This is a genomic window from Nocardioides sp. CF8, assembly GCF_000389985.1.
Taxonomy (GTDB): Bacteria; Actinomycetota; Actinomycetes; order Propionibacteriales; family Nocardioidaceae; genus Nocardioides; species Nocardioides allogilvus.
Genome location: NZ_CM001852.1, coordinates 4,184,949 through 4,195,850, shown reverse-complemented (window position 1 = coordinate 4,195,850; position 10,902 = coordinate 4,184,949). Strand labels below are relative to the sequence as shown.

The 10,902-nt window shown below is 67.6% G+C and carries 13 protein-coding genes; 8 read left to right on the top strand and 5 right to left on the bottom strand.

The genetic code is table 11. The annotated features are described in order from the left end of the window. Positions 1 to 329: 329 nt before the first annotated feature. Positions 330 to 1,025 (bottom strand): type 1 glutamine amidotransferase domain-containing protein, encoded by a 696-nt coding sequence (locus tag CF8_RS20385; protein WP_010834967.1) that lies wholly within the window; start codon positions 1,023 to 1,025, stop codon positions 330 to 332. Positions 1,026 to 1,470: 445 nt separating this feature from the next. Continuing rightward, positions 1,471 to 1,566, bottom strand: coding sequence for a toxin-antitoxin system HicB family antitoxin (locus tag CF8_RS23740; RefSeq protein ID WP_442937104.1), 96 nt, complete (start codon positions 1,564 to 1,566; stop codon positions 1,471 to 1,473). A 277-nt stretch (positions 1,567 to 1,843) separates the two neighbouring features. On the opposite strand from CF8_RS23740, the gene CF8_RS21750 reads away from it, so the two are divergent. Both CF8_RS21750 and CF8_RS23395 read left to right on the top strand, forming a co-directional pair. After that, positions 1,844 to 2,104, top strand: a complete 261-nt coding sequence (locus tag CF8_RS21750; protein ID WP_084623191.1) for a ribbon-helix-helix protein, CopG family — start codon at positions 1,844 to 1,846, stop codon at positions 2,102 to 2,104. Further along, positions 2,086 to 2,340 carry a hypothetical protein gene (locus CF8_RS23395; RefSeq protein ID WP_036491688.1) on the top strand — a complete coding sequence of 85 codons (255 nt, stop codon included), beginning with the start codon at positions 2,086 to 2,088 and terminating at the stop codon, positions 2,338 to 2,340. Before CF8_RS21750 ends, CF8_RS23395 begins: the two co-directional genes overlap by 19 nt. 124 nt (positions 2,341 to 2,464) lie before the next feature. Here CF8_RS23395 and CF8_RS20375 read toward each other — a convergent pair whose 3' ends face one another. After that, on the bottom strand, positions 2,465 to 2,707 hold the full coding sequence (locus CF8_RS20375; protein ID WP_010834966.1) for a hypothetical protein: 243 nt from the start codon (positions 2,705 to 2,707) through the stop codon (positions 2,465 to 2,467). Further along, positions 2,704 to 2,937 (bottom strand): ribbon-helix-helix protein, CopG family, encoded by a 234-nt coding sequence (locus CF8_RS20370; protein ID WP_010834965.1) that lies wholly within the window; start codon positions 2,935 to 2,937, stop codon positions 2,704 to 2,706. Before CF8_RS20370 ends, CF8_RS20375 begins: the two co-directional genes overlap by 4 nt. A gap of 164 nt (positions 2,938 to 3,101) precedes the next feature. Here CF8_RS20370 and CF8_RS20365 point away from each other — a divergent pair, with 164 nt between their 5' ends. Next, a complete protein-coding gene (locus CF8_RS20365) occupies positions 3,102 to 3,716 on the top strand; it encodes a recombinase family protein (RefSeq protein ID WP_010834964.1) in 615 nt (204 codons plus the stop codon). Between the two features lie 323 nt (positions 3,717 to 4,039). On the opposite strand, the gene CF8_RS20360 is transcribed toward CF8_RS20365, so the two are convergent. Next, positions 4,040 to 4,588 carry a PadR family transcriptional regulator gene (locus tag CF8_RS20360; protein ID WP_010834963.1) on the bottom strand — a complete coding sequence of 183 codons (549 nt, stop codon included), beginning with the start codon at positions 4,586 to 4,588 and terminating at the stop codon, positions 4,040 to 4,042. Between the two features lie 64 nt (positions 4,589 to 4,652). Here CF8_RS20360 and CF8_RS20355 point away from each other — a divergent pair, with 64 nt between their 5' ends. The 5 genes from CF8_RS20355 to CF8_RS22775 all read left to right on the top strand — a co-directional run. After that, positions 4,653 to 6,203 carry a class I adenylate-forming enzyme family protein gene (locus tag CF8_RS20355; protein WP_332248898.1) on the top strand — a complete coding sequence of 517 codons (1,551 nt, stop codon included), beginning with the start codon at positions 4,653 to 4,655 and terminating at the stop codon, positions 6,201 to 6,203. Next, complete coding sequence (locus CF8_RS20350) at positions 6,200 to 8,605, top strand: xanthine dehydrogenase family protein molybdopterin-binding subunit (protein ID WP_010834961.1); 2,406 nt, start codon at positions 6,200 to 6,202, stop codon at positions 8,603 to 8,605. The genes CF8_RS20355 and CF8_RS20350 overlap by 4 nt, the downstream gene beginning before the upstream one ends. A 4-nt stretch (positions 8,606 to 8,609) precedes the next feature. Then, complete coding sequence (locus CF8_RS20345; protein ID WP_010834960.1) at positions 8,610 to 9,389, top strand: enoyl-CoA hydratase/isomerase family protein; 780 nt, start codon at positions 8,610 to 8,612, stop codon at positions 9,387 to 9,389. Between the two features lie 12 nt (positions 9,390 to 9,401). After that, positions 9,402 to 10,313: an FAD binding domain-containing protein gene (locus tag CF8_RS20340; RefSeq protein ID WP_010834959.1), complete on the top strand. Its 912-nt coding sequence runs from the start codon at positions 9,402 to 9,404 to the stop codon at positions 10,311 to 10,313. After that, positions 10,310 to 10,902, top strand: a 593-nt coding sequence (locus tag CF8_RS22775) for a (2Fe-2S)-binding protein (RefSeq protein WP_036491682.1), incomplete at its 3' end; no start/stop codon positions are given. The genes CF8_RS20340 and CF8_RS22775, both read left to right, overlap by 4 nt.

Below are 10,902 nucleotides of genomic sequence, written 5' to 3'. Positions count from 1 at the left end.
TCCCGCATCGGGTCGCTCCGCGAGCCCATCGGCTACCGGCACGCTCCCCATGCCCAGGGGCCGATCGGGACGTCATGAGGGCGGCGTCCCCAGTGCGCCGCAGAAGCGCTGCTGCCGCGCTCCGGCGCCCATGAAGGTGGAGCCCAGTGCAGCCCGAGTCTTCGGAACTGCCCAGGCTCCAGGGAGCAGGGAGCACCAACATCCTCGGATGAGTCGGCCTTGCGGGTCGAAACCGACGCGCGAGACCTCGGGGGCGTTGGCGTGCAGCGATGACCGGCTGCCGCCCCGGGTGGGGTGGCGGCCTGCCATTCGCTCGCTGCAGGTCCCGCTCAGCGGAGGGCCGTCAGGATCTGCTCGGCCAGCGGCCCGGACGACGCCGGGTTCTGGCCGGTGTAGAGGTTGCGGTCGGTCACCACGTGCGGGGCCCAGGCCTCGCCCTCCTGGAAGTCGGCGCCGAGCGCGATCAGGCGGTCCTGAAGAAGCCAGGGTGCGCCATCGGCCAGGCCGGCCTGGGACTCCTCGGTGTTGGTGAACCCGGTCAGGCGGTAGCCGGCGAAGGGGGACCCGCCCTCGGAGTCTTCGGTGGCCAACAGTGCGGCGGGCGCGTGACAGACGATGCCCAGCGGCTTGCCCGACGCCAGCGTGCTGGTCAGCACGCGCGCGGACGTCTCATCAGAGCTGAGGTCCTCCATGGGCCCGTGGCCGCCGGGGTAGAAGACCGCGTCGTAGGCGTCGGGGTCCACGTCCTCGAGCCGGAGCGGCTGCGCGAGCTGAGCGATGCGTCCGATCTCGGCCTCGAGCTCGTCGGCGCGCTCCTGCCCCCCGTTCATCTCGGCGGCGAGGCTGCCTGCGTCGACTACCGGCTGCACCCCACCTGGGGTCGCGATGCTGACCTCGTGTCCCTCACCGGTGAAGGTGCGGAATGGGACGACGAGCTCCTCGGCCCAGTAGCCCGTGGGGTGCTTCGTGCCGTCCTTGAGCGTCCAGTGGTCCGATCCGGTTACCACAAACAGGATGTTGCTCATGTGTCTCTCCTTCGTCGTCGTCCGCCGGGGATTGCCCGACGGGGGGTGAAACACGCACCCGGGCGGCGCCATTCCGAGGCAGCAGGCAATGCGGGGCGACTCACCCCTGATACCGGTCGAATCTGGGCTCATCATTACGTGGGTTCCGGGTCGCGACGCCACGCGAGATGCGGGCCGAACCGGCAGGGTCCTCGATGGCGCGAGCACCATGCCTCTGTCATCGCCGCGCATCCGGGACGGCACGCGGCGGCGGCACCCACCGGGTTCCCCAAACTTGGCGCGACTCCGGTGCGCCCGACGATCCGGACGGAACGTGGCCACAAGCCCATCGGCTCGCGGAGCGTGCCAGTGACCGATCCGCCACCGGAACGCACTCAATGCGGCAGATCCGCGCGTCTTGGAGTCGGAGCTGTCGTCAGTCTCGAAATGACGTGGCTTGCAACTTTCAAGCGGAGGCGAGCTTCTTCAGGACGTACTGGTTGGGGCTCAGGCCGTCCTCAGCCGCGTGTGCGACGAGGTCTCGATGGAGGCCTTCGCCGATGCGGACGTTGAAGTGCCGGATTAGGTCCGCTCAGAGAACGGCACGGGGATCGTCTCACCCTGCTCGGCCATGTCGGCGAGTACATCGCTGACGCCCCCTCAAGGCTCCGCAACGGGCCGACCTGCCAGCCACCACGATCCTCGGGCTCGGACTGATCCTGTTCGGGCGATACCTGAACGTTCAGGCAGCGCGGACTCACGTGCGCAGCGCCCTCTCTTCGGCAGATCTGGATGTCGTTGACCTTGGCGCTCTGCTCTCTTCGTATTACGATGAGTCCATGAAGCGCACGGTCCAAGGTCAGGAGATCGACGAAGCTCAGGTGGACGAATGGGTCGACGAAGCCGAGGTGGGCTACGACGTCGATGAGTTGCGGGCTCGTTGGGGCCGGGCGCCGAGGGGGACCGCAGCCGCACAGGTAGTTCCCGTTCGACTCACTGCCGAAGAACTTGCAGCCGTGATGGCGCGGGCGGAACGCGAGGGTCTGAATCGCTCTGAAGCGATACGAGCTGCGCTTGAAGCGTGGTCGCACGTCGCGTGATCATTCGCCCGTCGGCACGCAAACATGGGATTGACGACAAAGACATCGTCTCCGTCGCGAGTTTGCCGTTGGTCTCAGGACCGTTGGACGACGAGATGCCGCAGCGCCAATTGCGCATCGGATTCGACACCCATGCACGGATCCTCGAGGTTGTCGTGCTGGTCTGGGACGACGGCACCGAAGAAGTCATCCATGCAATGAAGTGCCGCCCGAAGTACTTGCGTCTGCTCCACTGACTTATCCGACAGGTACGTGCGACGTCGGTTCCACACATCAGCATGTCAGGACGTCCCGTTCGGCGATCCCGTACTGGTCACGTTCCGCGTATCCAGCCCGCTTACGAGGCGTGAGTCGTCCGGTTCAGGGCAGGAGATCCCAGTACTGCTTGCGGGCCGGCATGGCGTGGATGACCATCTCGTCGCCGCTCTCGAAGAGGAGGACGACGGTCTCGAGCAGGCGGGCTTGAGTGTCGAAGCCGAGTCGTAGTTCGCGGTGCGGCCAGTCCTCGTCATCAATCGGTTCGACCCAGAGCGGCCAGTCGGCTGCCTGAACTGCGTCCTCTGGGAGTACCCCGTGTCTGAGTGCGCTGTCGTGGATCCTCACGCCGCAGAGCCGGCCAGCGCCCTGCGGATCGCTTCGGATCTCGTGATGTGCTCTCGCTCGGCAATTGCGTCGACCGCAGCGAGCTCGTCCGCTGTGAGGCGTACTGCAACGACCTGCATCGGCTCGGAGCCACGCCCGGGCCGACCGCGTCCGCGGCGCTTCATCTCGTCGACGCCGTAGCCAGCTTCGGCCTCGTCCGCCCATTGTTGGATCTGCTCTTCGCTGACCATGGCCAAAATCGTATTACGAAAAACGGATCGGGGGAAGCGGCGGTAAGTGACGGTACTTGCGGATCGGGAAAGAAAGGCAGTCGCTGGTGGTATCGGGTTCAGCCTGATGCCCGAGCCGACCACATCCCGTGGCGTGGCCGGGCCAAACCTTTGGGAGGTGCGCCATGAGCGCACTACTTGTCGGGTACGCCCGATGCTCCACCGATGCACAAGACCTCACTGCCCAACGCGACGCTCTGCTCGGCCTCGGTGTTGAGGCCGAGCGCATCTATGTCGACCACGGCCTGACGGGCACCAACCGAGAACGGCCCGGGCTCCGCGAGGCACTCGCGGCCTGCCGTGCCGGTGACACCCTTGTGGTGACCAAGCTTGACCGCCTTGCCCGGTCGCTTCCAGACGCCCGAGCGATCGCGGACGAACTCACCTCTCGACAGATCAGCCTGAGCCTGGGCGGGTCGGTCTACGACCCCACCGATGCCGTCGGACGGCTGCTCTTCAACGTCCTGGCCATGGTTGCGGAGTTCGAGTCCGACCTGATCCGGCTCCGCACCGTCGAGGGCATGAAGGTCGCCAAGGCCAAAGGTCGGCTGAAGGGCAAGCAGCCCAAACTCAGCCGGAAGCAAGAGGCACACCTGGTTTCCCTGGTCCACAGCGGCGAATACAGCACCCTTGAGGTCGCCGAACTATTCGGTGTCGGCCGCTCCACCGTCTATCGCGCCATCCAGCGCCAACGCCTGGCGGCGAAGGCAGAACTCGTCGACGCCTCCACAAGACGCTGACAGCATCTCGCTGGCGTCCCGCAACCGACACCCACGCGGGACGCTGGCGAGCGACGCACCCCAGAAGCCAACCACCGAGGACCTCGTCCGATAGCGGTTGGAAACTGGGACGCTGCTCGGTACAGCGCCGAGCAAGCAGTGGTCGTTTGGCGAGCAGCAGGACAAGACGATGTCCGGTGCGCCTGTTCCGAAGCCGCGCTGCCTTGTGTAGCGGCAGTGAGTTCTTGAGAAGTCACAGGTGGCGAAGGGTCGCACGTGGTGCAGGCGAATCGCGGCATAGGAAGACGGCCTGCGCGCTGAGGCGTCGACGGTGGAACTGCACGTCAGTGGCAGGACCGAGTTTGCGTCTGCTCACGTTCGTATTCCTCCCAGAACCGCAGGGCCGCAAGCTCCATCTCAAGGCCGAGCCGCAGCGGCACCATCCGGGCGGCGATGTCCTCGCGGTCAGCGAAGCGCTGCCGGATATCCTCGTAGGTCGCGATCCGCTCGCGGTGCTGCCCGATCTGCGCACGCGCAAGAGCGAGCAGGTCGTCCGGCTCGGCGAACTCACCGAAGAAAAGCTTCATCTCGGCGATGTCGCGCACCTGCATCTGTTCCTTGGTCGGCTCGGCCAGCCAACTCCTGAGCTCTTTCATGCCTACGTCGGTGACGGTGTAGGTCTGCCGGCGCCGACCGTCCTGTTCCGACGAGACGCTCAGCAGCCCCAGTTCGACGAGCCGTTTGGGCTCGGAGTACAGCTGCGCATGCGGAAACGGCCAGAAGTAGCCAACGGAGTGACCAATCGCGCGCTTGAGGTCGTAGGAGGTCGTCGCGCCGCGCATAGCGACCATTCCGAGCACCACGTACGACGTCGGTGTCAGCTTGGCGGCCATTGACATGGTCCGAAGCGTACCGTAGCGTCGCAGTCAATAGTCCGTTCCGTACGGTCTGTCTCGCATGCTTCTGGAGGTTCGAATGGACATTGCCACTGCGATGAGGTGGACCGCGGAGCGTTATCCGCACCGGCCAGCTGTGGGTGGTTCTGCCCCGCTCACGTACGCCGAGTGGGACTCCCGCACCGATGATCTGGCCCGGGCACTTATCGCCCGTGGTGCCATCCCGGGTTCGCGCGTCGTGTTGATGCTGCAGGGCGGCGAGCCGCTCGCGTCGTTGCACCTGGCCGCGCAGAAGGCGGCCGTGACTTCCGTTCCGCTGTCGACCCGGTTCGGCTCGGGGGAGCTCGCGTACTGCATCGCCGACTGCTCACCCGTGTTGGTTGTCGTAGACAACACCACGGCGACCGCCGTCTCTGACGCCGTGGCCACAGTCCCCGGGGCCCCGCCCGTCGTCCATGTCGACGATCTCGTCGGAGGAGGCGACGCCATGGGTCGGCTGCCGGCTGCCCCAAGGGAGGCCGACATCGGGCTCATGCTCTACACCTCCGGCACCACCGGTACCCCCAAAGGCGTCCCGCGCAGTCACCGCGCCGAGCACAGCGCTGCCGTCGCCCACCTGATCCAGACTGGTGCACCCACCGGCGCGGTCAGTCTCGGCGCGATGCCGCTGTTCCACACGATGGGCATCCGTAGCCTGCTGGCCAGCATCGTAGGTGCCGGCACCTGGGTACCACAGGCGAAGTTCGACGCCGACGAATCGATGCAACTGATCCTCGACCACCAGGTCGACACGCTGTACTTGGTCCCGACCATCTTCTGGTCGCTGCTACAGACCGGCCAGCTCGACCAGGCGCGGTCTGTGCGACGCCTTGCCTACGCGGGCGCACCGATGACGCCCACGCTCGCCGAACAGTTGGTCGCCGCCGTACAGCCGGATCAGTTCGTCAACCACTTTGGCAGCACTGAGATCTACACGTTCACGATTGGCCCCGACGGGGCCCGCAAGCCCGGCTGCGCCGGGCGGGCCGGAGTCTTCACCCGGATCCGGCTCGTCGACCCGGACCCGCAGGCGTCGCCCGACCAGATTGTAGGACCGGGCGAACAGGGACAGATCGCGGCCAGCATGGAGAGCCCCGAAGCCTTCGCCGGCTACTGGAACCGCCCTGACGCCGACGCCAAGTCGATCCGCGACGGCTGGTACTTCCCCGGCGACCTGGCCACCGCGGACGAGGACGGCGACCTGTGGATCTCCGGCCGCGTCGACGACATGATCAACTCCGGCGGCGAGAACCTCTACCCCGAGGAGATCGAGAACGCCCTCGCGCGATGTCCGCACCTGGACCAGGTCATCGTGGCCGGCACGCCGCACGACAAGTGGGGCTCCGCCGTCACCGCTTTCGTGGTGGCGCGGCCCGGCACCGAGCCCCGGCGCGCGCTCGATGACATCCAGACGTGGGTCCGAGCCGAGTCCGGGCTGCCCTCGCTCAAACGGCCGAAGCGGGTCGTCGTCGTAGACGAGATCCCCACGTCCGCAGTCGGCAAGATCCTGCGCCGGCGACTCATCGAGGGCGACTACGAGGTCCTCGCCGACACCGAGGCGATGACACCGTGACCGGCTTGGCACGCATCGAGGACGCCGCCCTGCTGACCGGGCAGGGCCGCTTCCTCGACGACATGGACCCGCTTCCCGGCACGCTTGTCGCCGCGATCGTGCGCAGCCCTCACCCGCATGCCCGCATCCGCGGGGTGGACCTCGAAAGAGCGCGCCGACACCCCGGCGTGGCCGCGGTCATCGGCCCCGAGGAGGTGCTGGCGACCCTCAACCCGTTCCCACTCTCCGTGAAGACGCCGATGCCCTACTACCCCACCGGGACCGACAAGGTGCGCTTCGTTGGCGAGCCCGTCGCGGTGGTCGTGGCCAGTGACCGTTACACCGCCGAGGACGCCGCCGACCTGGTCGACATCGACTATGAACCGTTTGACGCGGTGGTCGGGACCTACGCCGCTCTCGAGCCCGAGGCTCCCCGCGTCCACGACACCGCGGACAACAACGTCGCCACCGACCGGACGTTCACGTTCGGCGAGGTCGACGGTGCTTTCGCCGCCGCCCCGCACACGATCACCGGCCAATACTCCTTCCCGCGCTACTCCTCCACACCAATGGAGTGCTACAGCGTCATCGCGGACTGGCGGCACACCGACGACGGTCCCGAGGTGACCACGTGGGCCAACTTCCACGGCCCCTTCTCAATGGTGCAGGTGCTGGCCGGCGCGCTGGGCCTCCCCACCTCGCGGGTGCGCTTGATCGTGCCCGCCGACATCGGCGGCAGCTTCGGCATCAAGGCTGCCGTCTACCCGTACGTGGCGCTGATGGCGCTGGCCAGCAAGTACGCCGGCACCCCGGTGCGATGGACCGAGGACCGGCTCGAGCACATGCTCGCGAGCTCGTCGGGCTCAGACCGCGAGATGACCTTCGAGGCAGCCGTCAGCGACGACGGCGTGATCTCCGCGCTCAAGGTCGACCTGATCGACAACGTCGGCGCATATCTCCGTCCGCCCGAGCCCAGCACGCTGTACCGCTGCTTCGGCAACATCACCGGTGCCTACCAGATCGAGCACGTGCAGATCCGCGCCCGGGCGGTCGTGACCAACAAGGCGCCCACCGGCCTCAATCGCGGCTTCGGCGGTCAGCAGCTCTACTTCGGTCTCGAGCGGCTAGTAGATGACATCGCCGCCGAGCGGGGCCTCGACCCTGCCGACGTACGTCGACGCAACCTGATCCGCAGCGACTCGTTTCCCTACGCCACCCCCAGTGGGGGCATCTACGACTCCGGGGACTACGAGAAGGCTTTCGAGTTGGCGCTCGACGCCGCCGGCTACGACACGTTGCGTGAAGAGCAGCGCATAGCACGTGAGCGCGGCGAGCTGTTCGGGATCGGCCTCGCAACGATCGTCGACCCGTCGGCCACCAACATCGGCTACGTCGGCTTGGCCACCCCCGTCCACAACCGCGGGCGCGGCAAGTCGGGGTCGACCGAGCACGTACGCGTGAGCATCGACCCGCAGGGCGTCGTCACCGTCCTGCTCGGCACCGTCCCTCAGGGGCAGAGCCACGCCACGGTCGCACGCCAGCTGGTCGCTCAGCGACTGGGCCTACCGCTGGAGCAGGTCCGGCCCCGGGTCGAGATGGACACGACATCGACGCCGTGGACGATCAGCTCCGGCAGCTACTCCTCCCGGTTCGCCCCTCTGCTCACCAGCGCGCTGATCGAGGCCGCCGACCGGATCGCCGCCACCGTCCGCACCGCCGCCTCGGTGCTGCTGCAGGCTGACCCCGACGAGTTGGAGCTGGCCGACGGGCAGGTCCGTGTTGCCGGCGAACCCGAGCGCGCCGTGGCCTTCCGGCACGCGGCCGGCCTGCTCCACTGGGACCCGGGCTCGCTGCCCGACGGCGTCGACGCGCGTACCTACGAGGAGGCGGCCTTCACGCCTCCCCAATCGAAGGCACCGTCGAAGACAGACCAGGTCAACTCCAGCCTCTGCTACGGCTTCGTAGCCGACGTGGTCGCTTGCCGAATTGACCCTGAGACGCTGCAGATCAGTTTCGAGACGATCTCGACCGTCCACGACGCGGGCACGATCCTCAACCAGACCTTGATGGACGGCCAGATCCACGGGGCGATGGTGCAGTCCCTCGGAGGCGCCCTGTACGAGGAGATCGCGTATTCCGACTCGGGCCAGCCCACAGCGACCACGTTCATGGACTACCTGTGCCCCACATCGGCAGAGTCGTCGTTCCCCTTGACCAGCAACCACCTCGAGACGCCTTCTCCGCTGACCACGCTCGGTGCCAAGGGATGTGGTGAGGGCAGCTCAATGAGCTTCCCGGTCGCCATCGCCAACGCCGTCGCCGACGCACTGTCGCCGCACGGAGTACGCATCACCTCGCTGCCTCTCCATCCCAATGTTCTCCACAAGCTGCTCGCCGCGAGCAACCCCACCGAAAGGAACTGACCCAATGCCACTGACCGGAGGCGAGATCCGCCTGGAGCGCAGCCACGACGGCCGCGTCGCAAACCTCACGCTCAATCACGGGCGGTACAACATCATCACGTGGGAGACCCGCCAGGTGATGGCCGACCGGTTCGCCGAGATCGACCGGGACCCCGACGTCAAGCTCGTCGTCATCCGCGCGGAGGGCGAGCACTTCTCCTCCGGCGGCGACATCGCCGGCTTCATGGAGGTCGATCCGATCGACCTGACCGACCTCGGCCATAACGTCACAGCTGCGGCCCGCAGTCCCAAGCCGGTCATCGCGGCCATCGACGGCTACTGCTTCGGGGTAGGCCTCGAGCTCGTGCTCGCTACTGACATCCGGCTCGCCACGCCGCGCAGCCGCTTCGCCCTGCCGGAGATGAAGCTGGGGATGATCCCCGGCAGCGGCGGCACCCAGCGCCTCGCCCGTCTGATCGGCCTTTCCCGGGCGAAGTACCACGTGCTCACCGGCGAGCGGATCACCGGCGACCAGGCCCTCGACTGGGGCATGGTCTCGGTGCTTGCCCCCGACGGGGAGGCACTGGAGCAGGAGACGCTGGCGCTAGTTGACAAGATGCTCGGCTACTCCCCGCTGGCGATGCGCACAGCCAAGGAGGTTCTCGACAAGGGCATCGACGCGCCCCTCTACTCGGGCATCGAGCTCGAGCGCAAGGCGTACTCGATGCTGCGCGCCAGCTCCGACTTCGCCGAGGGCGTTGCCGCGTTCGGCGAGAAGCGTGCTCCCAAGTTCACCGGACGTTGAGGTAGCAGATCCATGAAGGCAGCTCCCTTCGCCTACGTGCGCCCCGGCACGGTCGACGACGCGTTGACCGAGCTGGGCCGCGACGGCGCCAAGGTCATCGCCGGTGGCCAGTCACTGGTGCCCGTCCTGGCCATGCGACTCGCCCGGCCCACCACCCTGGTCGACATCAACGCCATCGACGAGCTTTACGTCCTTGACACCGACGGTGACACGCTCCGCGTCGGCGCCTGCGTCCGACAGCGCACAATCCAGCGCGACGCGAAAGGGGCCGCCGTCCCCCTGCTGCGGCTCGCGCTGCCCTGGGTCGGACACCGCGAGCTGCGTAGCCGCGGCACAGTGTGTGGCAGCCTGGCCCACGCCGACCCCGCCGCAGAACTGCCCGCCGTCGCCGCCTGCCTTGACGCCACCCTCACCATCCGCAACCGCGACGGCGAACGGACCGTGGCTGCCTCGGACTTCTTCACCGCCGCCATGACGACGGCGACCCAGCCCGAGGAGCTAGTCACCTCGGTGCATTTCCCGCATGCGAAGCCACACGAGGGCTTCGGCTTCGCCGAGATCGGCCGCCGGCACGGCGACTTCGCCCTCGCGGGCGTCGCGGTCCGAGTCGGCGCCGGCGACCCCGCCCGCCCGACCGCCCGCTTGACTGCCTTTGGCATCTCCGACAGACCGATCGTGCGCGACGTCTCCACTCTGGTGCGCGAGGCCGTCGCTGCTGATGGCTCACGGACGCCGGAGGCTGCCCTCCGCGCCGCGCTCGTCGACGGTGCCGCAGCCCTCGCTGAAGACGTCGTCGACACCGGCGGCGACGCGCACGGCAGCACCGCCTATCGCCGCCAGCTCATCGCCGCGCTGGCCAGCCGTGAGATCGCGCGTGCCTACGTCCGGGCGACCGCTTCCAGCACCGCGGAGGGGCCCGCATGAGCACGCTGCGTACAGTCGAGCACACCCCGGCCGAGGGCGAGATCCCGGTCGCGTTCAGTGTCAACGGCACCCCCGTGTCGCTGCGGGTGCCGGCTCGGATGACCTTGGCCGACGCCTTGCGCGAGAAGCTCGGCCTCACCGGCACGCACCTCGGATGCGAGCACGGCGTCTGCGGCATGTGCACGATTCTCGTGGACGGCGACGCCGCTCGAGCCTGCCTGCTGTTCGCCGTCCAGATCGACGGCTCGGACCTCACGACGGTTGAAGGACTCGGCCGACCCGACGACCTGCACCCGCTGCAGGAGTCCTTCGGCCGGCACCACGGCCTGCAGTGCGGCTTCTGCACGCCAGGTTTCCTTATGAGCTCCTACGACCTGCTCAGCCACGAGCCGAACGTCGACCGCAAGGACCTTCCTGAGGAGTTGTCGGGCGTGATCTGCAGGTGCACGGGCTACCGCAACATCATCGACGCCGTCGATGACGTGGCCAGCAGTCACCGCGACGGTCTGCCGCAGCCGACCAACTGCGGGCACCGCACGCTGGTCGGGCGAGGCGGCGCCGGCTCCACCGCACCCGCGAGCGAGCCGGA